25 protein-coding genes and 1 pseudogene are annotated in these 25,096 nt (G+C 64.9%); 14 read left to right on the forward strand and 12 right to left on the reverse strand.

Going from position 1 to position 25,096, the window contains the following annotated elements; all coding sequences use genetic code 11:
• Positions 1-4 precede the first annotated feature (4 nt).
• The 4 genes from LX70_RS08120 to LX70_RS08135 all read right to left on the reverse strand — a co-directional run bounded on the left by LX70_RS08120 (position 5) and on the right by LX70_RS08135 (position 4,353).
• A complete protein-coding gene (locus LX70_RS08120; RefSeq protein ID WP_105514037.1) occupies positions 5-1,303 on the reverse strand; it encodes a pyruvate dehydrogenase complex dihydrolipoamide acetyltransferase in 1,299 nt (432 codons plus the stop codon).
• A 12-nt stretch (positions 1,304-1,315) separates the two neighbouring features.
• Positions 1,316-2,671 carry a pyruvate dehydrogenase complex E1 component subunit beta gene (locus LX70_RS08125; RefSeq protein ID WP_105514038.1) on the reverse strand — a complete coding sequence of 452 codons (1,356 nt, stop codon included), beginning with the start codon at positions 2,669-2,671 and terminating at the stop codon, positions 1,316-1,318.
• 13 nt (positions 2,672-2,684) lie between these two features.
• The gene (gene pdhA / locus LX70_RS08130) at positions 2,685-3,674 is read right to left on the reverse strand and encodes a pyruvate dehydrogenase (acetyl-transferring) E1 component subunit alpha (RefSeq protein ID WP_105514039.1); all 990 of its coding nucleotides are present in this window, start codon (positions 3,672-3,674) and stop codon (positions 2,685-2,687) included.
• A gap of 376 nt (positions 3,675-4,050) precedes the next feature.
• Positions 4,051-4,353, reverse strand: a complete 303-nt coding sequence (locus tag LX70_RS08135) for an FtsB family cell division protein (RefSeq protein WP_105514040.1) — start codon at positions 4,351-4,353, stop codon at positions 4,051-4,053.
• Positions 4,354-4,513: 160 nt separating this feature from the next.
• On the opposite strand from LX70_RS08135, the gene LX70_RS08140 reads away from it, so the two are divergent.
• Positions 4,514-6,169, forward strand: coding sequence for an acyl-CoA dehydrogenase family protein (locus tag LX70_RS08140; RefSeq protein ID WP_105514041.1), 1,656 nt, complete (start codon positions 4,514-4,516; stop codon positions 6,167-6,169).
• Here the strand turns inward: LX70_RS08140 and LX70_RS08145 are convergent.
• The 3 genes from LX70_RS08145 to LX70_RS08155 form a co-directional block, all read right to left on the reverse strand.
• Positions 6,145-7,038: a fructose bisphosphate aldolase gene (locus tag LX70_RS08145; protein ID WP_105514042.1), complete on the reverse strand. Its 894-nt coding sequence runs from the start codon at positions 7,036-7,038 to the stop codon at positions 6,145-6,147. The two genes, LX70_RS08140 and LX70_RS08145, sit on opposite strands and share 25 nt — an antisense overlap.
• A gap of 110 nt (positions 7,039-7,148) precedes the next feature.
• Positions 7,149-7,922, reverse strand: a complete 774-nt coding sequence (locus LX70_RS08150; RefSeq protein ID WP_105514043.1) for an SDR family NAD(P)-dependent oxidoreductase — start codon at positions 7,920-7,922, stop codon at positions 7,149-7,151.
• Positions 7,923-7,978: 56 nt separating this feature from the next.
• Positions 7,979-9,169, reverse strand: a complete 1,191-nt coding sequence (locus LX70_RS08155) for a phosphoglycerate kinase (protein WP_105514044.1) — start codon at positions 9,167-9,169, stop codon at positions 7,979-7,981.
• Positions 9,170-9,318: 149 nt separating this feature from the next.
• Here LX70_RS08155 and LX70_RS08160 point away from each other — a divergent pair, with 149 nt between their 5' ends.
• The 3 genes from LX70_RS08160 (at position 9,319) to LX70_RS21115 (ending at position 11,189) form a co-directional block, all read left to right on the forward strand.
• On the forward strand, positions 9,319-9,825 hold the full coding sequence (locus tag LX70_RS08160; RefSeq protein WP_105514045.1) for a peptidylprolyl isomerase: 507 nt from the start codon (positions 9,319-9,321) through the stop codon (positions 9,823-9,825).
• Positions 9,818-10,438: a peptidylprolyl isomerase gene (locus tag LX70_RS08165; protein WP_105514046.1), complete on the forward strand. Its 621-nt coding sequence runs from the start codon at positions 9,818-9,820 to the stop codon at positions 10,436-10,438. The genes LX70_RS08160 and LX70_RS08165 overlap by 8 nt, the downstream gene beginning before the upstream one ends.
• A 256-nt stretch (positions 10,439-10,694) precedes the next feature.
• On the forward strand, positions 10,695-11,189 hold the full coding sequence (locus LX70_RS21115) for a YaaC family protein (protein WP_146111567.1): 495 nt from the start codon (positions 10,695-10,697) through the stop codon (positions 11,187-11,189).
• Here the strand turns inward: LX70_RS21115 and LX70_RS08170 are convergent.
• Entirely contained in the window at positions 11,116-12,465 is a 1,350-nt protein-coding gene (locus LX70_RS08170) for a tyrosine-type recombinase/integrase (RefSeq protein ID WP_105514047.1), read from the reverse strand. The genes LX70_RS21115 and LX70_RS08170 overlap by 74 nt on opposite strands.
• Before the next feature lie 185 nt (positions 12,466-12,650).
• Entirely contained in the window at positions 12,651-13,085 is a 435-nt protein-coding gene (locus LX70_RS08175; RefSeq protein ID WP_105514048.1) for a MerR family transcriptional regulator, read from the reverse strand.
• Between the two features lie 94 nt (positions 13,086-13,179).
• Between LX70_RS08175 and LX70_RS08180 the strand changes: the two genes are divergently transcribed.
• A complete protein-coding gene (locus tag LX70_RS08180; RefSeq protein WP_105514185.1) occupies positions 13,180-15,393 on the forward strand; it encodes a heavy metal translocating P-type ATPase in 2,214 nt (737 codons plus the stop codon).
• Between the two features lie 27 nt (positions 15,394-15,420).
• Here the strand turns inward: LX70_RS08180 and LX70_RS08185 are convergent, their stop codons facing one another.
• Positions 15,421-15,831: a c-type cytochrome gene (locus LX70_RS08185; RefSeq protein ID WP_245884990.1), complete on the reverse strand. Its 411-nt coding sequence runs from the start codon at positions 15,829-15,831 to the stop codon at positions 15,421-15,423.
• A 144-nt stretch (positions 15,832-15,975) separates the two neighbouring features.
• Between LX70_RS08185 and LX70_RS08190 the strand changes: the two genes are divergently transcribed.
• From LX70_RS08190 to LX70_RS08225, 9 genes are all read left to right on the forward strand, one after another.
• Entirely contained in the window at positions 15,976-16,359 is a 384-nt protein-coding gene (locus tag LX70_RS08190; RefSeq protein ID WP_245884992.1) for a hypothetical protein, read from the forward strand.
• Between the two features lie 72 nt (positions 16,360-16,431).
• Entirely contained in the window at positions 16,432-17,967 is a 1,536-nt protein-coding gene (locus LX70_RS08195; RefSeq protein ID WP_105514050.1) for a multicopper oxidase family protein, read from the forward strand.
• Positions 17,968-18,070: 103 nt separating this feature from the next.
• Positions 18,071-18,199 carry an SHOCT domain-containing protein gene (locus LX70_RS21025; RefSeq protein ID WP_281260436.1) on the forward strand — a complete coding sequence of 43 codons (129 nt, stop codon included), beginning with the start codon at positions 18,071-18,073 and terminating at the stop codon, positions 18,197-18,199.
• An 87-nt stretch (positions 18,200-18,286) separates the two neighbouring features.
• On the forward strand, positions 18,287-18,772 hold the full coding sequence (locus tag LX70_RS08200) for a DUF305 domain-containing protein (RefSeq protein WP_105514051.1): 486 nt from the start codon (positions 18,287-18,289) through the stop codon (positions 18,770-18,772).
• Positions 18,773-18,838: 66 nt separating this feature from the next.
• Positions 18,839-19,225, forward strand: coding sequence for a DUF302 domain-containing protein (locus LX70_RS08205; RefSeq protein ID WP_105514052.1), 387 nt, complete (start codon positions 18,839-18,841; stop codon positions 19,223-19,225).
• A 1-nt stretch (position 19,226) separates the two neighbouring features.
• On the forward strand, positions 19,227-19,901 hold the full coding sequence (locus LX70_RS08210) for a TVP38/TMEM64 family protein (protein WP_105514053.1): 675 nt from the start codon (positions 19,227-19,229) through the stop codon (positions 19,899-19,901).
• Entirely contained in the window at positions 19,898-21,208 is a 1,311-nt protein-coding gene (locus LX70_RS08215; protein ID WP_105514054.1) for an APC family permease, read from the forward strand. The genes LX70_RS08210 and LX70_RS08215 overlap by 4 nt, the downstream gene beginning before the upstream one ends.
• A 67-nt stretch (positions 21,209-21,275) precedes the next feature.
• Positions 21,276-23,609, forward strand: a complete 2,334-nt coding sequence (locus tag LX70_RS08220) for a heavy metal translocating P-type ATPase (RefSeq protein WP_105514055.1) — start codon at positions 21,276-21,278, stop codon at positions 23,607-23,609.
• A 37-nt stretch (positions 23,610-23,646) separates the two neighbouring features.
• Entirely contained in the window at positions 23,647-24,126 is a 480-nt protein-coding gene (locus tag LX70_RS08225) for a DUF411 domain-containing protein (RefSeq protein WP_105514056.1), read from the forward strand.
• Positions 24,127-24,318: 192 nt separating this feature from the next.
• On the opposite strand, the gene LX70_RS08235 is transcribed toward LX70_RS08225, so the two are convergent.
• Both LX70_RS08235 and LX70_RS08240 read right to left on the reverse strand, forming a co-directional pair.
• Entirely contained in the window at positions 24,319-24,576 is a 258-nt protein-coding gene (locus LX70_RS08235; RefSeq protein WP_105514058.1) for a hypothetical protein, read from the reverse strand.
• Positions 24,573-25,088, reverse strand: a pseudogene (locus LX70_RS08240) (YcbK family protein); the annotation flags it as partial. The pseudogene LX70_RS08240 and the gene LX70_RS08235, both read right to left, overlap by 4 nt.
• Between the last annotated feature and the right edge of the window lie 8 nt (positions 25,089-25,096).

The following is a 25,096-nucleotide window of genomic DNA, read 5'->3' on the forward strand; positions in this document are numbered from 1 at the left end:
CCCCTCAGGCCAGCATCGCCATCGGGTTTTCCAGATAGTCGACAATGGCCTTCAACACCTCGGCGCCAAGCGCGCCGTCGATGACGCGGTGATCGACCGAAAGCGTCATCGACATCACCGTCGCGACCCCGATTTCGCCATCCGCCTTCACCACCGGCTTTTTCACCCCCGCGCCGACAGCCAGGATCGCGCCATGCGGCGGGTTGATGACGGCGTCGAAATTGTCGATGCCGAACATGCCGAGGTTGGAAATCGCGAAGCTGCCGCCCTGATATTCATGCGGTGCAAGCTTGCGGTTCCGGGCACGGGCGGCGAGGTCCTTCATCTCGGCCGACAGCGCCGAAAGCGTCTTTTTCTCCGCATCCTTCAGGACCGGCGTGAACAGCCCGCCCTCGATCGCGACGGCAACCGCGACGTCGGAGGGTTTGAGTTTCAGGACCCGGTCCCCGGCCCAGACGGCGTTTGCGTGCGGCACGTCCTGAAGCGCCAGCGCGCAGGCCTTGATGATGAAGTCGTTGACGGAGAGCTTCACACCGCGCGCCTCAAGCTGGGCGTTCAATTGGCTGCGGAACCTCATCAGGTTGTCAAGCTGCACGTCGCGGCGCAGGTAGAAATGCGGGATCGTCTGCTTGGCCTCGGTCAGCCGCGCGGCGATGGTCTTGCGCATCCCGTCGAGGGCGACCTCTTCATAGTCGCGCCCCTCATACATCTTGGCGACGGTGCTGGCCGACGGGCCGGCGGGCATCGCGGCTGCTGCCGGGGCAGGCGGCGCCGCCGGGGCCGCAGCGGGTTTGGCCGCGCCGCCCTTGGCCGCCGCCTCCACATCCGCCTTGACGATCCGGCCATGCGGGCCGGTGCCGGTCAGCGTGGCGATGTCGATCCCCTGTTCCTTTGCCAGCCGCCGGGCGAGCGGCGAGGCGATCACGCGCTTGCCGCCGGATTTCGGCGCCGCCGGGGCCGGGGCAGATGTCGCAGCGGCCGGGGCCGCATCCGCCTTGGCGGGCGCCGCCGCTTCGGCCTTGGCCGCAGGTTTCGCCGCCGGGGCGGCATCGGCGCTTTCGCCCTCTTCGACCAGGACCGCGATGGGCGTATTGACCTTCACGCCCGCCGTGCCTTCGGCGATCAGGATCTTGCCGACGATGCCTTCATCGACCGCCTCGAATTCCATCGTCGCCTTGTCGGTCTCGATCTCGGCCAGGATATCGCCGGACTTGACCTCATCGCCTTCCTTGACCAGCCATTTGGCTAGCGTGCCTTCCTCCATCGTGGGGGAGAGGGCGGGCATCAAAACTTCGGTTGCCATGATCTCTCTCCCTTACCTGTAGGTAACTTTCTTGACCGCCGCGACGACCTCGTCCGACGTGATGAGCGCGTGCTTTTCAAGGTTCGCGGCATAGGGCATCGGCACGTCCTTGCCGGTGCAGTTGATGACCGGCGCGTCGAGATAGTCGAAGGCCTGTTCCATCAAGACCGCCGAGATGTGGTTGCCGATCGAACAGACCGGGAAGCCCTCCTCGACCGTCACGCAGCGGTTGGTCTTCATGACCGAGTTGATGACCGTCGCGGTGTCCATCGGGCGCAGCGTGCGCAGGTCGATGACCTCGGCGCTGATCCCGTCTGCGGCGAGCTTCTCGGCGGCCTCAAGCGTATGGCTCATCCCGATGCCGAAGCTGACCAGCGTCACGTCGCTCCCCTCACGCCAGATCTTCGCCTTGCCGAAGGGGATGGTGAAATCCTCCATGTCCGGCACGTCGAAGGAACGGCCATAAAGGATCTCGTTCTCCAGGAAGATCACCGGGTTCGCATCGCGGATCGCGGTCTTCAAAAGGCCCTTGGCATCGGCCGCCGAATAGGGCTGCACGACCTTCAGGCCGGGGATCTGTGCATACCAGGCGGCGTAGTCCTGGCTGTGCTGGGCGGCCACCCGCGCCGCCGCGCCGTTCGGGCCACGGAAGACGATGGGACAGCCCATCTGCCCGCCCGACATGTAAAGCGTCTTGGCGGCGGAGTTGATGATCTGGTCGATCGCCTGCATCGCGAAGTTGAAGGTCATGAACTCCACGATCGGACGCAGACCGCCAAAGGCAGAGCCGACGGCGATGCCCGCAAAGCCATGCTCGGTGATCGGCGTGTCGATCACCCGCTTCGGGCCGTACTTGTCCAGCAGCCCCTGGCTGATCTTGTAGGCGCCCTGATATTCGCCCACCTCCTCACCCAAGAGGTAGACATCCTCGTCGCGCCCCATCTCTTCTTCCATCGCCTCTCGCAGCGCCTCGCGCACGGTCATGGTCTTCATCGCCGTGCCTTCGGGCCAGTCTGGCGATGCGTCCACCTTCGGCGCCGCCGGGGCCTCGGCAGGGGCGGATTTGGCCTCGGCAGGGGCCGCTGCCGCTTCGGCCTTGGGGGCGGGGGCCGCATCGGCGCTTTCGCCCTCCTCGACCAGAACCGCGATGGGCGTGTTGACCTTCACCCCATCGGTCCCCTCGGCCACGAGGATCTTGCCGACGATCCCCTCATCGACCGCCTCGAACTCCATCGTCGCCTTGTCGGTCTCGATCTCGGCCAGGATATCGCCGGAGGAGACGGTGTCGCCCTCCTTCACCAGCCATTTCGCCAGCTTGCCCTCTTCCATCGTGGGCGAAAGCGCGGGCATCAGTACTTCGGTTGCCATGGTCTCTCCCCCCTCAGGCGTAAATGTCGGTCCAAAGCTCCTCGAGCGCGGGCTCGGGGCTTTCCTTGGCGAAGTCGGCCGCCTCATTGACGATGGCCTTGATCTCCTTGTCGATGGCCTTCAGCTCATCATCGCTGGCATGCTTGCCTTGCAGGATCAACTCGCGCACATGCTCGATCGCATCGCGTTCCTCGCGCATCTTCTGCACCTCTTCGCGGGTGCGGTACTTGGCGGGGTCAGACATGGAATGGCCGCGATAGCGGTAGGTCATGATCTCAAGAATATAAGGCCCTTCGCCGGAGCGGCAGTGCGCGACGGCCTTCTCGCTTGCCGCCTTCACGGCCAGCACATCCATGCCGTCCACCGTCTCGCCGGGGATGCCGAATGCCTCGCCCCGGGTGTGCAACTCGGGCGTGGAGGTCGACCGTTTCTGCGCCGTCCCCATCGCGTACTGGTTGTTCTCGATCACGAAGATGACGGGCAGCTTCCAGAGTGCGGCCATGTTGAAGGTCTCATAGACCTGGCCCTGGTTCGCCGCGCCGTCGCCGAAATAGGTGAAGGTGACGCGGCCGTTTTCCTTGTACTTGTCGGCAAAGGCGAGGCCCGCGCCCAGCGGCACCTGCGCGCCGACGATGCCATGGCCGCCGTAGAAATGCTTTTCCTTCGAGAACATGTGCATGGAGCCGCCCTTGCCCTTGGAAAGCCCCCCCTCGCGCCCCGTCAGCTCGGCCATGACGCCCTTGGGGTCCATGCCGCAGGCAAGCATATGGCCGTGATCGCGGTAAGATGTGATGCGCTTGTCGCCCTCTTCCGCCGCCGCTTCCAGCCCGACGACAACCGCCTCCTGCCCGATATAGAGGTGACAGAAACCACCGATCAGGCCCATGCCGTAAAGCTGGCCGGCCTTTTCCTCGAATCGCCGGATCAGCAGCATGTCGCGGTAGAATTTCAGCAGTTCGTCTTTGGAAGTATTTGACTTCGCAGCGGACTTTCGTGCGGCCATCGCGCGCTCCTCCCGTTGGCGTAAAAATAGTTCAACGTTAAACGATCTTATATCGCAAGGATTTGCAACAGGCGAGGGCTAATTCCGGGTCCTGAAGGATCGCCGCGCGTTCCGCGCGCCGACCCGCCGGGGAGGCGCTGCCTCCCCGGACCCCACCGGAGTATTTTAACCACAATGAAAGGAATAGGAGCTCAACTGGACCCACGGTACAGGCGGGAGCGCCGATGACCGTCCACGGTGAAAGCACCCCGTTCGGCGCAAGCAGGGCGGGGTGCCGAACCTGCCTTTCAGCGTGGCCCAAATACTCATGCCTGAGGAGGCGGCCGCAAGGCCGGTGACGAGGGAAAAATCCTGCGCCGCAGGCGCGCCTTCGGGATCAGTGGATGACGATCTCGTCGGACCGGATCATGCCCAGCACATTGCGGGCGCGTTCGTCCAAAAGGTCGAGGTCGAGATAGGTATCCGACAGCCGCCGCGTCAGGTTTTCCATCTTCGCGGCCTCGGCCTTCAGCCGGTCGCGTTCGGCGGTCAGCGCCTCGCGCTCCGCCTCGGCCTGGACGCGGCGGAAGACGCCGTAATCGCCCTGGATCGCGGCGAAGGTGAAATAGAAGCCAAGCCCGCCGATGGCGAGGAAATAAAGCGCCATGCCGACGGCCGGCTTCTTGCGGGGTACGTTCATGCTCTGCCTCGAATGGGGCCTCTTGGCGGGTCCCCTGTTCCGCGAATCATGTCATATCCGAATCGGTTTGTGAATCCCCCGCAGGGCTGAAATTCCCTTGAAAAGCGGACTGTCGCGCGTTTCCGCCGGGCGCGGTAGACTGGCGGGGAAAGGATATGCCATGGACCGCGATCCCGCGCCGCTTCCGCCCCGTTCCGTGCTTTCAACCCATGAGGTCGCGAACCAGCCGGGCGATCAGCCTGCCCGCGATCCCTGGGCGGGGGATGGGGTGTTGCGGGGCTGGCTCGGGCTGTGGGGCGGGGCGGTCGATGACGCGGCGCGTTTCGGGGCGGCCTTGGCAACGCCTGCCTTGCGCGCGGCGGCGAAGGCCGCGCGCCATGTGCCGCCGGAGCTTGCCCCTTTCGACCGGGCCGGGCGGCGGCTGGATGAGGTGCGCTTTCACCCCGGCTACCACGCCGTCATGGCCACAGGCGTCGCGGCGGGCTATGCCGCCCTGCCGTGGGAGGGCGCCGCGGGCGGTCACATGGGTCATGCCGCGATGGTCTACATGCTCAGCCAGGTGGAGCCCGCGATCTGCTGTCCGCTGACCATGACCTATGCCGCCGTTCCGGCTTTGGCGGTCGATCCGGGCGTCGGGGCGGCGTGGCGGGCGAAGCTGACCGCGCGGGATTACGACCCGGCGATCCGGCCGCTCGCGGAGAAGGCGGGCGCGACGCTCGGCATGGCGATGACGGAAAAGCAGGGCGGGTCGGACCTGCGCGGCTGTTCCACGCGGGCCGAGCGGGACGGTGGGGGCTGGCGGCTGACGGGACACAAGTGGTTCTGTTCGGCGCCGATGTCGGACGGGTTCCTGACGCTGGCGCGGACTGGCAAGGGGCTGACCTGTTTCCTCGTCCCGCGCTGGCTGCCCGAGGGGCGCAATGCCATCGCGCTGATGCGGTTGAAGGACAAGCTCGGCAACCGTGCCAATGCCTCGGCGGAGATCGAGTATCAGGGCGCGTTTGCCCATCGGCTGGGTGAGGAGGGGCGCGGCATCGCCACGATCATCGAGATGGTCCATCACACCCGCCTCGACACCGCCATCGCGCCCGCGGGCCTGATGCGCGCGGCGCTGGCGGAGGCGCTATTCTGGGCCGAAGGGCGCACCGTATTCCAGCGCCGCTTGATCGACCAGCCGCTGATGCGCGCGGTTCTGGCCGATCTGGCGCTGGACTGGGAAGGCGCGCTGGCGCTGTCGATGCGGGTTGCCGCGGCCTTTGACGGCGGGGCGGAGGCCGACCGCGCCTTTGCCCGGATCGCCGTCGCGCTGGCGAAATTCCTCAACAACAAGCGCTGCCCGGTGGTGGTGGCCGAGGCGATGGAGGCCCTTGGCGGCATGGGCTATGTCGAGGAGACGCCAATGCCGATGCTCTACCGTGAGGCGCCCCTGAACGGGATCTGGGAAGGCTCGGGCAACGTGATCTGCCTCGATATCCTGCGCACGCTGGCGAAAGAGCCCTTGGCGGCAGAGGTGCTGGCGGCGGAACTGGACGCGGGCAAGGGGGCCGACCGGCGCTATGATGCGGCGCTGGCGGGGCATCAGGCGCGCTGGCCGGGATTGCCGCCGGAGGCGGAGGCGCGGCTTTTCGCCGAACGCACGGCGGTTCTGCTGGCGGCCTCGATCCTCATCCGCCATGCGCCCGGCGCGGTCGCGGACGGCTATGTCGCGACCCGCGTGGCGGGCGAAGGCGGGCGGGTTCCCGGCGCGGTGTCGGGCCTCGACACCGCCGGGATCCTGTCAAGGTTTGGCGATCAGCCCGCGACCGAGGCGTCGTAGATCGACTGGATCGCGCCGTCGAGCATGGCGTTGAACTCTGCCTCGGACTGCTTGGCCGAGAGGCCTTCGGTCAGCCCGCGCGAGAAGCTGGCGATCATGCCCGCGTTCTGCGCCAGAAGCCTGTTGGCATCCTCGCGGCTATAGCCGCCCGACAGCGCCACGACGCGCATCACGCGCGGATGGTCGACCAGCGGCTTGTAGAGGTTGGCCTTGGTCGGCAGCGACAGTTTCAGCATCACCTGCTTGTCGGCGGGGACGGTGTCGAGATGCTTCAGGATCTCGGCCAGCAGGATATCTTCCGCCTCGGCCTTGTCGGCGATGGAGATCGTGACCTCCGGCTCGATGATCGGGACCAGACCGTGGGACAGGACCTGCGCGCCCAGCTCGAACTGCTGCGCGACGATGGCGGCGATGCCCTTGGGGTTGGCCGCGTCGATGACCGAACGTTCCTTGGTGCCGAAGATGCCCTTGGCGACCGCGCGTTTCAGCAGCTCGTCAAGGCCCCCGATCGGCTTCATCATCTTCACGCCGTCCTTCTCCTCCTCAAGACCCTTGTCGATCTTCAGGAACGGGACGACGTGCTTTTCTTCCCAGAGGTAGGTGGCGGCGGGCTTGCCCTCGAAATCGCCATCCATGGTCTTTTCGAACAGGATCGCGCCGACGACGCGCTTGCCGTCGAAGACCGGGGCGGTGGCGATGCGGGCGCGCATCTGGTGGATCAGGTCGAACATCCCGGCGTCGTCGGACCAGGCGCCTTCCTCCACCCCGTAAAGCTTCAGCGCCTTGGGCGTCGATCCCCCGCTTTGGTCGAGCGCGGCGATGAAGCCCTTGCCCGAACGCATCTGTTCCGCCTGCTTTTGCCGTGCCATGGAAGTACCTCGCTTGACTGGTGGACCCTGGGCGCCGCCCGATTGCCCCGCTTCTAGGGGAGTCTCCGGGGCGCTGCAATTCTGTTGCCGCTAACGCCGCGCGGCCGGGGCTATTTCAGAAACAATGCCGCGATCCGGGTGACGAACGCGCGCGGCACAAGACGTGGAGCAAATGCGAAAAGCTTGTTCGGCAGGCCGGTGACGTGAACCCGCTTGCCGCGCTTCATCGCCTTCCAGCCGGACTTTGCGACCCTGGCCGCCGTGGGGACGGGCAGGGTGCTGAAAAGCCTGATATGTTCCATCCCCGCATCCGTCGCGAAATTCGTTCGCGTCGCGCCGGGGCAAAGCGCGGTGATGGTGACGTCGCCGCCCCGCAGCTCCTCGGCCACAGCTTCGGAAAGCGACAGAAGATAGGCCTTCGTCGCGTGATAGACGGCCATGTTCGGCCCCGGCATGAAGGCCGCGGTAGAGGCGAGGTTCAGCACCCGCCCGCCGCCCTGCTGCGCCATATGGGCCACCGCGCGTTTCATCAGGATCGTGGCGGCCACGACATTGACCATGACCGACTGCATTTCCCGCGCGCCGTCGCCGTCAAGAAACGGGCCGTTATAGCCAAGGCCTGCATTGTTCACGAGGATCTCGATATGCCGGCGCAGCGCGACCTTGCGCCAAAGCGTCTCGACCGTCTGCGGGTCCGACAGGTCCGCCGGGATCACCTCGACCGCGATCCTGTGTTTTGCGCGCAACTCATCGGCCAGACGCTCCAACTTCTGCGCCTGCCGCGCGACGAGGATCAGGTCACGCCCCTCGGCCGCCGCGAGACGGGCGAACTCCACGCCCAAACCTTCCGACGCGCCGGTGATCAGCGTCCATTTCGATGCCATCCATACCTCCGCGCCCCCGGTCCCTAGCTAGGGCGCGGGCGGGGGAAGTCAACCGTTCAGCGTTGCAACGCCACGACGCCGGGCAGGGCCTTGCCCTCCATCCATTCCAGGAACGCGCCCCCGGCGGTGGAGATATAGCTGAAATCGCCCGCCACACCCGCCTTGTTCAGCGCCGCGACCGTATCGCCGCCGCCTGCGACCGAGGTCAGCCTGCCCGCCTGCGTCAGGTCCGCCGCCTTGCGCGCCGCCGCGTTGGTGGCGGCGTCGAAAGGCGCGATCTCGAAAGCGCCCAGCGGGCCGTTCCAGATCAGCGTGCGGGACGCCTCGAACACCTTGCCGATCTCCTCGACCGATTTCGGCCCGGCATCAAGGATCATCGCGTCCGACGGGCAGGCATCCGCCGCCACGACCTCTGACGGCGCGCCGTCGCGGAATTCGCGGGCCACGACCACGTCCGAGGGCAGGTGGATCTTGCAGCCGGTTTCCTTCGCCCTTGCCAGGATCTCGCGCGCGGTATCGGCCATGTCATGTTCGGCCAGCGACTTGCCCACATCCACGCCCTGCGCCACGAGGAAGGTGTTGGCCATGCCGCCGCCGATCACCAGATGATCGACCTTGGCCACAAGGTTGCCAAGCAGTTCCAGCTTGGTCGAGACCTTCGCCCCGCCCACGACCGCGGTCACCGGGCGCAGCGGATCGCCAAGCGCGGCGGTCAGCGCCTTCAACTCCGCCTCCATCAGCCGACCGGCGCAGGCGGGCATCAGATGCGCCACGCCCTCGGTGGAGGCATGGGCGCGGTGGGCGGCTGAAAAGGCGTCGTTCACATAGGCATTGCCAAGCGCCGCAAGGCCAGCCGCGAAGACCGGATCGTTCTTTTCCTCGCCCTCGTGAAAGCGCGTGTTCTCCAGCAGCAGCACATCGCCCGGCCCCATCGCCGCGACGGCCTTCTTCGCCGCCAGCCCCACGCAATCCTCGGCGAACCCGACGGGCTGACCCAGCGCCGCCTCAAGCGCGGGCAGGGTGACCTTCAGGCTCATCTCCGGGACGACCTTGCCCTTGGGGCGGCCGAAATGGGCCAGCAGGACCGGGCGCCCGCCCTTCTTCTGGATGTCCTTGATGGTGGGGACGATCTTTTCGATTCGCGTTGCATCGGTCACCCGCCCGGCCTCTACCGGCACGTTGATATCGACGCGGACAAGGACGATCTTCTCCGCAAGGTCCATGTCGTCGAGCGTTTTCCAGTCCATCGCGGCATCCTTTCTGACAGGCGGCCTCGCGCCGCCGTTATCGCCAAATCACCCGAAGCATGGGCGAAGGTCAACTCATCACCGCGCTTTGCCCTTCCCTTGCCCCGCGCGCCCGACTAGGGTCCGCCCGAGATTTAAAGGAGACCCCGATGGCCGATATCAAGGACCCCGAAAACACCATCATCATGACGCTGAAGGACGGCGAGGTGGTGATCGAGCTTCTGCCCGACGTGGCGCCGAAACATGCCGAGCGGATGAAGGAACTGGCCCGCGCGGGCAAGTATGACAACGTCGCCTTCCACCGCGTGATCGACGGCTTCATGGCCCAGACCGGGGACGTGGAACACGCCAATATGGAAGACGGCTGGAACCCGCGCCGCGCCGGGACCGGGGGCTCGGACCTGCCCGACCTTCCGGCGGAATTTTCGAAGCTGCCGCATGACCGTGGCACGCTGGGCGCCGCGCGCTCGCAAAACCCCAACTCCGCCAACAGCCAGTTCTTCGTGAACTTCAAGGACAACCACTTCCTGAACGGGCAATACACCGTCTATGGACGGGTGATTTCCGGCATGGAGCATGTCGACAAGATCCAGCGGGGAGAGCCGCCGGTGAACCCCGACCGGATGATCTCCGTCCGGGTCGCGGCCGATGTCTGACACGCGGATTTTCGTGGGTGCGATGGCGGCGGGTGTCGCCGCCATCGCCGCTGCCTGGTTTCTTTACGCCAAGACCTCGACAAGCAGCTTCTCGGGCGAGGACGGGCCGGGTCCGAACCTGGTGATCGACATCAGCGGGCAGGGCGCGCAAGGCACCGTCGTGATCGACCTTCTGCCCGACGTCGCCCCGCAACATGCCCAGCGCCTGACCGAGCTTGCCGAGGCGGGCGCCTATGACAACGTGGTCTTTCACCGCGTGATCGACGGCTTCATGGCGCAGACCGGCGATGTGGAGTTTGGCAAGGCCGATGGCGGGCAGCTGGACCTGGCCGGATCGGGCAAGTCCGACCTGCCCAACCTTCCGGCCGAGTTCTCCGACATCCCCTTCCTGCGCGGCATCGTCGGCATGGCGCGCTCGAACCGCCCCGACACCGCCAATTCCCAGTTCTTCATCATGTTCGCGCCGGGCGAGTTCCTGAACGGCGATTACACCGTCGTCGGCCATGTCGTGTCCGGCATGGACGTCGTCGACAAGATCAAACGCGGCGACCCCGACCGCAACGGCCTTGTCGAGGACCCCGACAGGATGGTCACGGTCCGGGTGGACCGGTAGCGGCTGTCCGGGGGCATCCGGCCCGGCAAAAGGATCGTGGGGAAAGCGACGGTGGCGGAGAGACAGGGATACTACGCCATTTCCATTAGAGCATTGATATAGCGTGATAAATTAAGCTGTCGTTGTCCATTATGATGGGTTGTCTGTTCTGGACAACACTACATCGAAGCTCCTTTCTCTACAATCGCCTCTGATTGAAGTACTGAAAAGCATCGCTCGGCTTCATGGTGCGGCCTGCGAAGAGGGGGTGACGCCAATGGATAAGGAGACTTGGGCACGCCTATCGCGCCTCGAAAGCCAAGACGCCGTAGGGCGAGCCTATCAAATTTTGCATGGAAGAAACCTCAACGCAGCGAGAGCTAAACAGATCATGGCTTCAGCGCGGCAAGCGCGGGAGTACTTTCGAAACGCTAATTCAGCAGACGTGTCGGTGCGCCCCCTGTTAGCGTTCTATGGAGTATCAGGGTTGGCGAGAGCCTGTGTCCTGCTACTGGGAAAGCACTCCGGCGAAGCGTCCTTAACCCCCGGCCACGGCCTCCGCACAATCGAATGGAGGCAGGCGCTGTCAAGCAACTTGTCCGATGGCTTGACCTCGCTCGCGGGGCTGAGGGTGCTGAGTTGCCGTGGCCTGTTTTCCGACCTCGTATTCCACACCAACAATTTGGTCTGCTGCCATGTTAGTTCAGGAGCAGTAGACTGGCACGTGGAACTACCCCACGCTCTTGCAGCCCAGCGCGAAGGGCGACTGTGAACCAAGTGTGGCGGGTGGAGTGCATCGTCAGGCGACCGTCAGTCTCTTCTCCGAGGGTATCGCGACGGAAGCGGGTGAACCACTGGGATACAGCCGCAGCCTTCTCTGTGGCGGGCCTGATGGGCCATTCGGGGAACAGGCGACCTGTGGAGCCATGGGCGGCGAGGCGGGCCTGTAGCAGTGTTCTGGCTTCTCCGACGACGGGGATGAAGCGATTGCCGTTCTTGGTCTTGGCGTCTTCGACTCTGAACCCGGTCCCGTCAGGTTTTACTTGGGCGACATTGAGGGATGCCAATTCGTCAACCCGGCAGCCTGTGGCGATGGCGAGGCGGATAACGTCGCCCTGCCGTGTCCCGCGACTAGTCGCTTTGAGGAGTTTCGCGGTCTCTTCGGGGGCGTATGGGTCGCGCTGGCGCTCGGTCTTGATGCCACTACGGCTCAGGCCCTCGGGGAAGTCCCAAGGATTTGTGGCATCCGGGCCGAGGCGTCTTGTCTCCATGGCCCACACCCATATCGGGCGGAGCAGGGTGATGTTCTTCGCAATGGTCTTCGCAGACAGACCGTCCGGGCTGCGGTGTCCTTTCAGTCCCGGCAGGTACTCATCGCGGAACTTGATGGTGTCCGATAGCGTCACGTCCTCCAAGCAGGCCGTTTCCCCGTCATCACGTAGGAATGCCCGGAGGTGTTTCACGGCTGTTGCAAGGTTGAGGGTTGTGGCCAGCTTCAGGGGGGAATAGCCATGTGGGTTGCCGGGGCGGCGGGCGTGTAAGTATTGCTCATGGGCGCGGCTCAGAGGGAAACCCTTCCCGCTAGCGAAGCGAGAGAAACGCTCCAGTTCTACTTGGGGAACGCCACGGGCTTCTGCCTCTTCCAGCTTGCCATGCAGGACAAGCTCTATGCCCACGTTGGCGCGGCTGGTCGCGGTTTCTCGGGCGGACAGCACGGCCTCGCGCCATTCTTCAGCAGTCGCTAGAGAGAAGGCGGCGTCATCGGACAGGGCCTCTTGAAGCCTAAGGATGTCACCAAGAAGCTGATCGCGGCGCTTTCTTGCTGTCGGGAGATGCCGTGTCTTCAGCCCCCGAGCGATGGTTCCGCGTATCGGTTTGCCGTCCCAAGGGTTCGGAAGGCCGATGAGATGGGCGGGGGCGACGAAGCGAAACACCCAGCTTGTGCCGGGGCCACGGGGCTGCTTCAGGTAACGCATGTCCTCGCCGTCTGCCTTCCTGTTGTCCAATTTGGACAACGTGCTGCTGGACAACGTGCGATATTTCTTCATCAGATCAATGCGTTAGGGAAAATGGCGGAGGGGATGGGCCTGATATCCAACCTTCTCCACTTTAAGTCATTGTTTTTGTTAGTTTTCAGACGTTCTTTTTGAGGGGACTTGAGGGGTCGACTGCGGCATCTTCGGCGGTTCGGCAATAGCCGCGACAGGAAAGTTCTTCTTGGTCGACAGGGCCGTCACTCAACTGCCTCGGAAATCCTGTGGTCCTGAGAGCAATGCGAATGGTCGCCGAGCACCTTGATGATCCGGCAGTCGGCGATGGTTCCCTGCGCACACTGGGCGATCATCCGCTCCAGTTCCGCTTTCAGCGCCGTCAGACGCGCGATGCGTGCGTCCACCGCGGCAAGCTGGTCCTTCGCGATTATGTCGGCGGCTGCGCACGACTGGTCAGGACGATCGGATAGGCTCAAGAGGTCGCGGATCGCCTCCAACGGAAACCCAAGCTCGCGGGAGTGGCGAATGAAGGCCAATCGTTCCAGCGCGGACTTCCCATAGAGCCGCTGGTTTCCAGCGCTCCGCTCCGGCTCCGGTAGAAGGCCGATCTGTTCGTAGTAGCGGATCGTCGGCACCTTTACCCCGGCCGCGTTGCCCAATTTTCCGATCGTGAGCATCAGATGCCTCTTGAACCTCTATCTACTAGAGACATTAGGTTGCCGACTCGATGGAAACAAGAGCGCGTGTTGCGAGTGGGAGGACGAGATGACGATGAGGGATGGAACAAGCCGCGAGTGGACGGTCACCGGCATGGACTGCGGGGCCTGCGTGGGCAAGGTCCGGAATGCGGTAGAGCGTCTGCCGGGCGTAAGCCAGGTCGACGTCGCCCTGATGACCGAGCGACTGCGCGTCACGCTCGATGAGGGACAGACCACGCGCGAGCGGGTCGAGGCGGCGGTTCGGTCGCTCGGATACGGCATCGCGCAGAATGGGACAGCGCCCGAGCGCAAGGGCTTCGTACTGCCCGAGATCACCGGCAGCGACGCTGCCCTCGAAGACCAGACCGCGCACGCTTCTGGAAGCGTTGCAGCCGACGCTCCCGTCAGTCGCTCAACGCCTTGGTATCGGACCGGCAAGGGCCGGCTGGTCATAGGGACCGGACTTCTGCTCGTTGTCGCCTGGACCGTCAGCCTTCTGGCGTCCGACGAGGTCGCGCGCTGGGCATTCGTCCTCGCGACGGTGATCGGGGTGATGCCCATTGCACGGCGGGCCTTCAGTGCTGCCCGCGCGGGCATGCCATTCACCATCGAAATGCTGATGACCATCGCCGCGACCGGAGCTCTGTTCATCAATGCAGCCGAAGAGGCTGCGCTGGTCGTCTTCCTATTTGCGGTGGGCGAGATGCTGGAAGGTGTCGCGGCGAACAAGGCACGCGACGGGATCCGAAGCCTCGCCAGTCTCGTGCCGAAGACGGCGCTTCTGGAAGTGGATGGGAGAGCCCGTGAAGTGCCGGCCGAGGCGTTGCAAATCGGGCAGACGGTGCTCGTGCGTCCGGGTGATCGTATCCCTGCGGATGGAGAGGTGATCGAAGGCCTTTCGGGCGTGGACGAGAGCCCCGTCACAGGCGAGAGCGTGCCGAAGCCGAAGGAGCCGGGCGACTGGGTTTTCGCAGGTTCGATCAACACTGAGGCCGCATTGCGCGTGAAGGTCACCAAGGCTGCCGAGGACAACACGATCTCCCGCATCATTCGTCTGGTCGAGGAAGCCGAGAGCGCCCGCGCGCCGACCGAGCGTTTCATCGACAGCTTCAGCCGCATCTACATGCCCGCCGTGGTCGGGGTTGCGCTGCTGGTCGCCATCGTCCCGCCGCTCGCTTTCGCGCAGGCCTGGGATGTCTGGATCTACCGGGCGCTCGCACTGCTCCTCATCGGCTGCCCCTGCGCCCTCGTGATCTCGGTGCCGGCCTCCATCGCATCAGCGCTGTCCTCCGGCTCGCGCCGTGGGCTGCTGATGAAGGGTGGCGCCGTCATCGAGGCTGCGGCGAGGACCACGGACATAGCTTTCGACAAGACGGGCACGCTGACCCACGGTCGTCCGCGAGTGACGGATGTGGTCCCCCTCGGCGGGACGGAGGCCGAGGTTTTGTCGCTGGCTGCCGCAGTCGAGACCGGGTCGAACCACCCGCTGGCAGCAGCGATCGTCTCGCGCGCGCAGGCCGACGGCGCGCCGTCGCTGCCGGCCTCCGCAGCCAGAGCATTGCCGGGCAAGGGAGCGGAGGCGGTGATCGATGGCGAACCCGCATGGGTGGCCTCGCCACGGTTCGCTGGAGCCAGCGGCGTCATCAACGAAGAGGTCAGCCGTATTGCGGCCCGGCTCGAGGACGAGGGCAAGACCGTCGTGGCAGTGTTCCGTCCGGACCGGCTGATCGGGCTCGTCGCTCTTCGCGACGAGCCGCGCGAGGACGCGGCGGCAGCGGTCCGCCAGCTTCAGACGCTCGGCATCCGCTCAGTCATGCTCACCGGCGACAATGCCCGTACCGCCGCCGCCATCGCAGGCCATGTAGGCATTCAGTACCACGCTGAACTGATGCCCGAGGACAAGGTCGCCGCAATCCGCGAGATGGTGGCGAATGGCCGGGTCCTCATGGTCGGCGACGGCATCAACGACGCCCCGGCCCTGGCCTCGGCGCATGTCGGCGTGGCCATGGGGTCTGGAACCGATGTAGCTCTCGAGACCGCCGACGCTGCAATCCTGCGCAACCGGGTCACGGATGTCGCCGGCAAGATCAGGCTCGCCCGCGCCACCATGGCGAACATCCGCCAGAACGTGGCGATCGCGCTGGGCCTGAAGGCGGTATTTCTCGTGACCACCGTCCTCGGGATCACCGGACTCTGGATCGCGATCCTCGCCGACACCGGGGCGACGGTGCTGGTGACGCTCAACGCGTTGCGGCTCCTTGCCTTCAACCCGGATCGCGAGGTCTGAGACGCTTTCACCCCTTCCATGCGGTGTTCACTCGCCCCTCGTTACCGCCTGTTGGTATCCGCGCTCTCGCTCCGGCCAATTGCTCTTGATATATGCGAGCACGGCGCGAATGTCCGCGTCGCTCAGCACGTCTCCGAAGCCTGGCATGTCGCTCTCGTAGCCGCCGCCGACGATGGCGGCCGTGCCTTCCTTTACGATGCGGAATAGCACATCGTCGGGATGGTGCCAGGTGTGGCCGCTGGCATCATGCGGCGGCGCAGGCAACCGTCCGGACGGAAGCGGCGAGCGCCAGTCGGGCTGGCCCACCAGATCCGCGCCGTGGCAGGCGGCGCACTGATCGACATAGACCTGCCGACCTTGAGAAATGACTTCCTCGGATGCCGCTGCGGTGGACGCAGTACGGGTGTACTGCCATCCAGCGAAGATCGCGAGGATCAACACTCCGGCAAACAGTCCGATCCAGAAAGTATTGGGGAGGCCCTTTGGCAAAACGCTGATGTCCGTTGATTAGTAGGGCGCCTTCACTTCACGCCGAGTTGACGTTCTGCCTGAGACGCCCCGCTTCGCACAATGGACATTCTCGTGAGCAGCGCCTATCTTTCGGCCATGCTTGCGCGTCTCATCAGCATCCTTGCCATACTCGCGATCGCCGTTGTCACCACGGTCAGCGCAGCGCATGCGGCGCGCATGGTTGGCATGCAGGTGGATCACGCGGTCCATGCGGGCGAGATGATGCACGCGTCGACCGACGGTCATCCGTCCTGCGACGGCGGCCAGCATTGTGGATCGGCGGACGCCGGAATGTGCGAGTTCGTCTGCGCGGGCCTGTCGGTCGTTCTGACGATGCCGGGTGCTGAAACCGGCCACGCGTTCGGGCCTGCCAGCCACGATCTTCCGTCCGAGCCCAGCCATGTCAGCAGTTCGCCCGGACTGAACGAGCGACCTCCCAAACTCAGTCTCCTCTGAGCGCGCCCGGGCAGACGCCTGCGGCGTCCCATCGGTGTTGATGAACGGGACGGATGTCCCGAGGAGACGACCATGTATACCCTTTCGCGACGCGGCTTTCTCGCCGCAAGTGCTGGCGCCATTGCCGCTGCACAGATGCCCCGTCTTGCTTTCGCGCAGACGGACTCCCCTGTCACCCTGTCCGCCGCAACCCGTACTCTCGACATCAACGGGCGCGCGGCCACCGTGTTCGGCCTTGCCGGTCCCGGCGGCCAAGGCCTCGTGCTCGATCCCGGCCAGATGTTCCGGGTCGACCTGAAAAACGATCTCGACGTCGCGACGATCATCCACTGGCACGGCCAGATCCCGCCCAATGCGCAGGACGGCGTGCCAGACATGCCGATGCCCCTTCTCGCCCCGGGTGAGACCCGATCCTACGACTTCGAGGCACGGCCGGGCACCCACTGGATGCACAGCCACGTGCCGATCCAGGAGATGCAACTGCTTGCCGCACCGCTGATTGTGCGCACGCAGGAGGATTTGGCAGCAGACCGGCAGGAGGTCGTGATGTTCCTGCACGACTTCTCGTTCAAGTCTCCCGAAGAGGTTCTGGCGGAGATCAGCGGCGGGTACGGCGCAGGTCATGCCGCCGCCGCTGAAGCGAGCCCCAGGCAGGGCGTGCCCATGGAGGGCTTGGGCGGGATGCCGGGCATGGGTCATGGCGGTATGGGGCACGGTGCCATGGGCGGCATGGCGATGGGCAATATGCCAGGAATGGGCGGGATGATGGACATGGGCGGTATGGCCATGGACCTGAACGACTATAATTGGGATGCCTATCTCGCCAACGACCGGACACTGTCGGACCCGGAGGTAGTGCGGGTCGAGCGCGGCGGGCGTATCCGGCTCCGGGTCATCAACGCCGCAGCGGCGACGGTGTTCTGGATCGACACCGGGGCGGCCGAGGCGCGGCTGGTCGCGGTGGACGGGCACGCCGTCCAGCCTATCGCGGGCTCGCGGTTTGGGCTGGCGATGGGCCAGCGGCTGGACATCGAGATCGACCTGCCGAACGAGGGCGGCGCCTGGCCGATCATTGCGCTACGCGAAGGGGCGCGGGAGCGCACCGGGCTCATCCTCGCCACGCAGGGCGCCGAGGTCCGGCGCCTCGATGCCGTGGCGGAGTCCGAAGCGCCCGCTTTCGACACCGATCTGGCGCAGGAGGCGCGCCTGGTCGCGCTGAATGCCCTGCCGGACCGGCCGGTGGATCGCAGCCAGATGCTTATGCTGGGCGGTTCGATGCAGCCCTATCTCTGGACGATCAACGGGGCTGTCTGGGGCCAGCACCAGCCGATCACCGCGCGCAGCGGCGAGCGCGTCGTACTGTCGTTCCACAACATGTCGATGATGGCCCACCCGATGCATCTGCACGGCCATGTGTTCCAGGTCGTCGGGTTGAACGGGCGACGCGTTACCGGTGCGCTGCGCGACACGGTTCATGTGCCGCCGATGTCCAGGGTCGACGTCGCGCTCGATGCAGGCGAAGCCGCCCGCTGGATGCTGCACTGTCACCACATGCCGCACCTCGCCTCGGGCATGATGACCGAGTTCGCGGTCACTGCTTCGGTCTGACTTAGTCGGGGCGCTCGGACCGATCGCCCCGACGTCCTGCCCCTTGTTGTCGCTAGGGTCAGTTACGAAGCCCATCCCAGGGCTGAAAAACACGGAGTATGAAATGATGAACGGCGACAACACGGGCTCGATGATGGGTTGGGGAATGGGCTTCGGTTGGCTCTGGATGATCGTCATCCTTGTGCTGGTCGGTCTCGTGATTGCCGCGCTGATAAAATATCTGCGCAAGTGAGGGCTTTCCCTTCTCTGAAAAACCAAGGGCATTGTTGCTTTGCTGAATGCGCTTAACTTGCAGCAACATTCGTTCAGGAGCTGAAATATGAACTACGGACGTTTCTTTGCAATGATTGCGACTTCGACGGTCGTGATGTTTGGATTGATGTATCTGAACACCTACGCGCTCGACCACATCTTCTTCTCGCAGACGCGGATGTGGATGGCGATCTATATGGGCGCGGTGATGGCAATCATCATGCTCGCTTTCATGCTGGGCATGTATTCCAACAAGAAGGTCAATTTCGCGATCTTCGCGGGCGCTGCCGCAGCCTTCGCCCTGTCGCTGTGGCTTGTCCGCAGCCAGGAGACGGTCGACGACCTCGCCTGGATGCGGGCGATGATCCCACACCATTCCATCGCCATCCTGACCAGCGAGCGCGCCAATATCTCAGATCCTAGGGTTCGGGCACTGGCAGATGCAATCATCGAGGCACAGCTCAGCGAAATCGCTGAAATGAAGAGCTACATCGCAGACATCGAGGCGAATGGCGAGGCCCCCGCGGGCACGCCCCGCGCCGAAATTGAATGACGCCACAGCCTGGTGGAGAGCAGATTCCGCTGCTGGAGTAGAAGTGATGAACCGAAAGGAACGACAATGGACTACACGATCAACCGCCTGATTGCGGACGCAGAATTTGACGCCGTCGAGGCCCGCACCCGTGCGGCGTTGACCGACAACGGTTTCGGCATCCTGACCGAAATCGACGTCAAGGCGACGATGAAAAAGAAGTTGGATGTCGAGATGCCGGCCTATCGCATCCTCGGTGCCTGCAACCCCAAGATGGCACATCAGGCGATCGGGATCGAGCCTAGGGTGGGCGCGATGCTGCCCTGCAACGTCATCTTGCGCGAAGTCGAGGACGGCGTCGAGGTCAGCGCTATCGATCCTGTGGCGTCGATGCAGGCGATCGAGAACGCCGAGCTGACGGCCGTGGCAGGCGAGGTGCGCGACCTGCTGACGAAAGCCGTCGAGGCGATCTGAGATGAGCCTGCGCGCCGCCATCCTCACGGGCCTTGCGATCCTCGGGATCGGACTGCTCGCTGTCTGGCAGTTCGCGCCTTCGGTATTCGCCGAGGCGCGCAGCCTTCTGGACGTCGAGCGTCTGGAAATGCTGGTGGCGCGCTCCGGTCTCTGGGGGCCGGTCCTGATCGTCACGCTTATGACCCTTGCGGTCGTGGCCAGCCCCATCCCGAGCGCGCCGATCGCACTGGCGGCAGGAGCGGCCTACGGACATCTCTGGGGGACCGTGCAAGTCGTCATCGGCGCCGAGCTCGGGGCGCTGATCGCCTTCGGTCTCGCACGGGTTCTAGGGCATGATGTCTTGCGGCGGGTGTTCGGTGATCGCGTCGATGCCGGGCTTCTCGGCTCGCAGACCGCGTTGACGGCGACGGTTTTTGCCAGCCGCCTGATGCCCTTCGTGTCCTTCGACATGATCAGCTACGCGGCCGGACTGAGCCGATTGCACGCCTGGCTTTTCGCCCTCGCAACATTGGCGGGGATCATCCCGGCAAGCTTCCTGCTGGCACATTTCGGCGGTGAGGCGGTTAGCGGAGACCTAGGGCGCGCGACATGGGCGGTACTTGGACTGGGGCTTGTGACGGGGCTGCCGCTGCTCTGGGTGGCGCTGCGGCAAAAGCCTGAAAAGGAAAATCCATGACGAAAAGCGATTACGAGAAGAATAGCATTACCCTGCCGGGCGCAGTGGCCATGGGAACCGGCGTGATGATCGGCGCGGGCATTTTCGCGCTGACCGGACAGATCGCCGAACTCGCCGGGCCGCTCTTCCCGCTCTCGTTCGTCGTCGGCGCCATCGTGACCGCGTTCAGCGCCTACACCTACATCAAGATGTCGAACGCGTATCCGTCAGCGGGCGGCATCGGGATGATCCTGAAGAAGGCGTACGGCCCGACGACGGTCGCGGCGGGTGCTGCACTTCTGATGGCTCTGTCGATGGTGATCAACGAAAGCCTCGTCGCGCGCACCTTCGGCACCTACACTCTGCGGGCGTTCGGCGGCGATCCGGACAGCATCCTGGTGCCGGTGCTCGGCGTCGGGCTGATCGTCTTCGCGTATCTCGTGAACGTATCGGGCAACCGGTCGGTGGGGCTTTTGTCCATCGTCATGGCCGTTCTCAAGGTGGGCGGTATTGCGCTGTTCGGGGCCGCCGGCCTCTGGGCGAGCGGCATCTCGTTCGAGGCGACGGGTGGAGACATGGGCGCCACCGGCTTCGTTGCGTCGGTTGCGCTGTCGATTCTCGCCTTCAAGGGCTTCACGACCATCACCAACAGCGGCGCAGAGGTCACCGACCCGCATCGTAATGTAGGCCGGGCCATCATCTGGTCGATCGCCATCTGCGTCGTCGTCTATCTGCTGGTGGCCTTCGCGGTCGGCTCGAGCTTGCCACTCGACCGCATCGTGGCGGCGAAGGACTATGCGCTGGCCGAAGCGGCCCAGCCCTCCCTCGGTCAGACCGGCTTCTACCTGACCGTGGCGCTGGCGCTGGTGGCCACGGCGTCAGGTCTGATCGCCAGCGTGTTCGCGGTCTCGCGGATGCTGGCGATGCTGACCGACATGAAGATGATCCCGCACAGCCATTTCGGAATGCCAGGCACGATCAAGGACCACACACTCGTCTACACGGTCGTGATCGCGGGCTTTCTGACGGTCTTCTTCGACCTCAGCCGGATCGCATCGCTCGGGGCCTTCTTCTATCTGGTGATGGACATCATCATCCACTGGGGCGTGTTCCGGCACCTGCGCGAGGAGATCGGCGCGCAGGGCTGGGTGCTGCTGACGGCTATCGCCCTCGATGCCGTGGTGCTGACTGCCTTCGCCGCGATGAAATGGCAGTCCGACCCCCTCATCGTCGTCCTTGGCGCGATCGGCATGGCGCTGGTGTTCCTGTTCATACGGGTTTTCCTGGCGCGCAATCCGGTCAGGGAAGACGCTCACGACCATCACTAAAAAGAGCTTGAGCTTCCAACGGCTGGAGGCCGCAAGCTGAAACGAGAGACCGAAAGGCTGGCAGACCATGGAGCATGATCATCATCACGCGGCACCCGACATTCCGGCGGGGACAGAGACGGCGAAGGATCCGGTGTGCGGGATGACAGTCACGGTCAAGCCGGACGGGAGGCACGCGGAGTTCCAGGACAAAACCTTCCATTTCTGCTCGGAGAAGTGCCAGACGAAGTTCAAGGCGGATCCGTGGTTCTATGCCTCGGGTCGCGCCGCCGGGCAGAAGAAGGCCGCTCCGGCCAACGTCCAGTACACCTGTCCGATGCATCCCGAGATCGTGCGTGACGCGCCGGGGGCCTGCCCGATCTGCGGCATGGCGCTGGAGCCGATGGTGCCTTCGGATGAGCCTAGCGAGGAGCTAACCGACTTCACGCGGCGGATGTGGATCTCGGCGGCTGCGGCTGTGCCGCTCATCATACTCACGATGGGCGAGCTGGTCGCCCTGCCGGTGCGCGACTGGATCGGGCACCAGACCGCAAGCTATCTCGAGTTCTTACTGGCCACACCCATTGTGCTCTGGGCGGCGCTGCCCTTCTTCAAGCGCGGCTGGGAGTCCATCGTGAACCGCAGCCCCAACATGTGGACGCTCATCAGCCTTGGCGTGGGGGCAGCCTATCTCTATTCGATCGTCGCCACCTTCCTGCCGGGTGTTTTTCCGGAACAGTACCGGATGGGCCATGGCGTCGGGACCTACTTCGAGGCGTCCGTGGTGATCGTGGCGCTGGTCTTCGTGGGCCAGGTGCTGGAACTGCGGGCGCGTGAACGCACCGGTGACGCGATCCGCGCGCTTCTCGATCTCGCGCCCAAGACCGCGCGGCGCATTCTGCCAGATGGCACAGAATACGACGCGCCGCTGGAGAACATCATGGAGGGCGACCGGCTCCGGGTACGACCGGGCGACGCGGTCCCGGTCGACGGCACGGTGATCGAGGGCCGCTCGTCTCTGGACGAAAGCATGTTGACCGGCGAGTCGATGCCAGTCGAAAAAGGCCCTGGCGACGCAGTGACCGGGGCCACCATCAACAAGAACGGCTCTTTGGTCATGGAGGCGGGCAAGGTCGGGGCCGATACGGTGCTGGCACAGATCGTGACCATGGTGTCGAACGCGCGCCGCTCGCGCGCACCGATCCAGGGACTGGCGGACCGGGTCTCAGCCATATTCGTGCCGACGGTGGTGGGCACCGCGATCTTTGCCTTCATCGTCTGGATGATCTTCGGTCCGGAACCGGCGCTGGTCTTCGCCATCGCCTCGGCGGTTTCGGTGCTGATTATCGCCTGCCCCTGCGCACTGGGTCTCGCGACACCGATCTCGATCACCACGGCGGCGGGACGCGGAGCGCAGGCGGGCGTGCTGATAAAGGACGCCGAGGCGCTGGAACGTATGGCGTCTGTCGATACGCTGATCGTGGACAAGACCGGCACGCTGACGATGGGCAAGCCGAAGCTGACGGATACGGTGACGCTGGGGGATGTGGCAGAGGCGGACCTGCTGTCGTTGGCCGCTGCGCTGGAACGCGGGTCCGAGCATCCTCTGGCCGAAGCGATCGTGGAGGGGGCCGAAGCGGCGGGCGCCGCCCGGCAGGAGGCCACCGAGTTCGAGGCGGTCACTGGCAAGGGTGTGCGCGGACAGATTGGCGGGCGCGCCGTCGCGCTCGGCAACACGGCGATGATGCAGGAGCTGGGCCTGGACGCGACGGAGGCCGAAGCAAGGGCGGATACCCTGCGCGCCGAGGGCAAGACGGCGATGTTCATCGCGGTTGATGGGGCGCTGGCGGGCATCGTGGCGGTTGCCGACCCGATCAAGGACAGCACCGCGCAGGCAATCAAGGAACTGCATGCCCAAGGGCTGCGAGTGATCATGGCGACAGGCGACAACGAGCGTACGGCGCAGGCGGTCGCGGGCAAGCTCGGTATCGACGAGGTGCGCGCGGGCATCCTGCCCGAGGCCAAGAAGGACCTGATCGACCAGTTGCGCCGTGACGGCCACAAGATCGCCATGGCAGGTGATGGCGTGAACGACGCCCCCGCGCTGGCCGCCGCCGATGTCGGCATCGCCATGGGCACCGGGGCCGACGTCGCGATGGAAAGCGCCGGGATCACCCTCTTGGGCGGCGACCTGATGGGCATCGTGCGGGCGCGCAAACTGGCCCGCGCCACGCTGCGCAACATCAAGCAGAACCTGTTTTTCGCCTTCGCCTACAATTCCCTCGGCGTGCCGATCGCAGCGGGGCTACTCTACCCTGTCACCGGACTTCTGCTCTCGCCGATGATCGCGGCGGCGGCGATGAGCCTGTCATCTGTGTCGGTAATCACGAACGCGCTGCGGCTAAGGCGCTTGGATCTCTGACCTGCCTTCCACAATGCAAACTCGAAAGGATAAATAGATGAACCAAGACACTTTTTCCCGCCGCACGCTTCTGGTCGGCGCAGCTGCGCTGGTGGCTGCGTCGCCCCTGAGGGCTCTGGCGCAAGGCGCCGGACCGGCGATCCACGTGATGAAGGACCCCAACTGCGGCTGCTGCTCGGCCTGGATCGAAATCCTCGAGAACGACGGTTTCTCCGTCACGACCGAGGCGAGCGCCGGGACGCTTCTGATGCGCTACAAGCTGGACAACGAAATCCCGCAGGAGATGGCCTCCTGCCATACAGGCCGCATCGAAGGCTACATGATCGAGGGCCACGTCCCCGCTGCCGATATCCGGCGTCTTCTGGAAGAGCGTGCGGACGCGGTCGGCCTCGCAGTGCCCGGCATGCCCTACGGCTCGCCCGGAATGGGACCGGAAAGCGAGCGAGAGGCCTTTAACGTGTTTCTGATCCGAGGCGACGGATCGACCGAGGTCTTCACCAGCTATGCTTCTGCGTGACGTTGAGGCTGCAATTCGGTTCTTGATCAGTGGCGAGAAGATATACGCGCCTGATCCCGCATTACAGCGTAGTCCGCCAGCATCTCCGCGACCGCCGACCCCTCCGGCAGCAGTGCCAGTTCCTCAGCCGCTCGCGCCTGGAACTCCCGGCTGTACTCGACGACGGGCGGACACGCCCCGAGGCTGCCGACGTCAGAAGCGCCCGTCGCGCAGCCGCTCAGCCAGATCGTTGCGAGAACGAGGGCGACGCGTCGCGGCCTCGAGCATCTTGCGTTGGACATCATTGGCCTTCTCCGTAGTCTCAAGGCGTTCGGCGAGGCGTCCCACTCGCTCACCGGACCCCCGGAGCGAAAGCAGGAACAGGAGCACGGCGAGCGCGATGGCGCCGTAGCGCAGCGCCACCCGCATCCACGGGCTGGCGGCAATTCCGCCGAGCAAGACGGCTATCATCGCTGGCCCCGGCGCCAGTCATCGAGGCGGGCGTAGATCGTGACCGCGATGCCGCCGAGCGCGACGGCGATGAAGACCCAGCGAAGCGTGTCGAGATACGGCACCAGCGGCAGGATGGCGGATTGGGTCTCGGCCAGGACGCCCTGCGCGACCTCCACCCCGGCCGCACCCAGCGTCGCCACGCCTGCCGCGCCGCCGCCCTTCATCGTGCGGCTGTTGGCCAGCACTTCGCGCGCGGGCGGCGTCTCGGGTGCAAATGCCGTCGCCCGGACCGGGAACCGCTGGCCCCACTGACGCGCGGGGCCGATGTCGACATGGATGAACCCCGAGCGCGGGTAGAACCCGAAGCCGAGGAACCCGACCTCTCGCGCCGCCGCCTCGAAGGCCACGGGGTCTTGGTTCGCCATGCCGATGTCGAAGGCGGCGCCGTCGAGATGCTTCGACCGCGTGGCACCGCCGACGGCGCGGTTGTGCTCGGGGCTGCGATAGGCCGAGCGGACGATCAGCGGCTTTTCTCCGT

The sequence above is a fragment of the Albidovulum denitrificans genome (assembly GCF_002973535.1).
GTDB classification, from domain to species: domain Bacteria; phylum Pseudomonadota; class Alphaproteobacteria; order Rhodobacterales; family Rhodobacteraceae; genus Albidovulum; species Albidovulum denitrificans.

Bases quoted from the DNA above. Each gene is read 5' to 3' on its own strand.
- LX70_RS08140 (WP_105514041.1), top strand. From the start codon at position 4,514: ATGGACCGCGATCCCGCGCCGCTTCCGCCCCGTTCCGTGCTTTCAACC.
- LX70_RS08170 (WP_105514047.1), bottom strand. From the start codon at position 12,465: ATGAAGAAATATCGCACGTTGTCCAGCAGCACGTTGTCCAAATTGGAC.
- LX70_RS08235 (WP_105514058.1), bottom strand. From the start codon at position 24,576: ATGATAGCCGTCTTGCTCGGCGGAATTGCCGCCAGCCCGTGGATGCGG.
- LX70_RS08220 (WP_105514055.1), top strand. From the start codon at position 21,276: ATGGAGCATGATCATCATCACGCGGCACCCGACATTCCGGCGGGGACA.
- LX70_RS08225 (WP_105514056.1), top strand. From the start codon at position 23,647: ATGAACCAAGACACTTTTTCCCGCCGCACGCTTCTGGTCGGCGCAGCT.
- LX70_RS21115 (WP_146111567.1), top strand. From the start codon at position 10,695: ATGGATAAGGAGACTTGGGCACGCCTATCGCGCCTCGAAAGCCAAGAC.
- LX70_RS21025 (WP_281260436.1), top strand. From the start codon at position 18,071: ATGATGAACGGCGACAACACGGGCTCGATGATGGGTTGGGGAATGGGC.
- LX70_RS08125 (WP_105514038.1), bottom strand. From the start codon at position 2,671: ATGGCAACCGAAGTACTGATGCCCGCGCTTTCGCCCACGATGGAAGAG.
- LX70_RS08210 (WP_105514053.1), top strand. From the start codon at position 19,227: ATGAGCCTGCGCGCCGCCATCCTCACGGGCCTTGCGATCCTCGGGATC.
- LX70_RS08215 (WP_105514054.1), top strand. From the start codon at position 19,898: ATGACGAAAAGCGATTACGAGAAGAATAGCATTACCCTGCCGGGCGCA.
- LX70_RS08195 (WP_105514050.1), top strand. From the start codon at position 16,432: ATGTATACCCTTTCGCGACGCGGCTTTCTCGCCGCAAGTGCTGGCGCC.
- LX70_RS08205 (WP_105514052.1), top strand. From the start codon at position 18,839: ATGGACTACACGATCAACCGCCTGATTGCGGACGCAGAATTTGACGCC.
- LX70_RS08175 (WP_105514048.1), bottom strand. From the start codon at position 13,085: ATGCTCACGATCGGAAAATTGGGCAACGCGGCCGGGGTAAAGGTGCCG.
- LX70_RS08200 (WP_105514051.1), top strand. From the start codon at position 18,287: ATGAACTACGGACGTTTCTTTGCAATGATTGCGACTTCGACGGTCGTG.
- LX70_RS08135 (WP_105514040.1), bottom strand. From the start codon at position 4,353: ATGAACGTACCCCGCAAGAAGCCGGCCGTCGGCATGGCGCTTTATTTC.
- LX70_RS08160 (WP_105514045.1), top strand. From the start codon at position 9,319: ATGGCCGATATCAAGGACCCCGAAAACACCATCATCATGACGCTGAAG.
- pdhA (WP_105514039.1), bottom strand. From the start codon at position 3,674: ATGGCCGCACGAAAGTCCGCTGCGAAGTCAAATACTTCCAAAGACGAA.
- LX70_RS08180 (WP_105514185.1), top strand. From the start codon at position 13,180: ATGAGGGATGGAACAAGCCGCGAGTGGACGGTCACCGGCATGGACTGC.
- LX70_RS08165 (WP_105514046.1), top strand. From the start codon at position 9,818: ATGTCTGACACGCGGATTTTCGTGGGTGCGATGGCGGCGGGTGTCGCC.
- LX70_RS08155 (WP_105514044.1), bottom strand. From the start codon at position 9,169: ATGGACTGGAAAACGCTCGACGACATGGACCTTGCGGAGAAGATCGTC.
- LX70_RS08150 (WP_105514043.1), bottom strand. From the start codon at position 7,922: ATGGCATCGAAATGGACGCTGATCACCGGCGCGTCGGAAGGTTTGGGC.
- LX70_RS08120 (WP_105514037.1), bottom strand. From the start codon at position 1,303: ATGGCAACCGAAGTTTTGATGCCCGCCCTCTCCCCCACGATGGAGGAA.
- LX70_RS08145 (WP_105514042.1), bottom strand. From the start codon at position 7,038: ATGGCACGGCAAAAGCAGGCGGAACAGATGCGTTCGGGCAAGGGCTTC.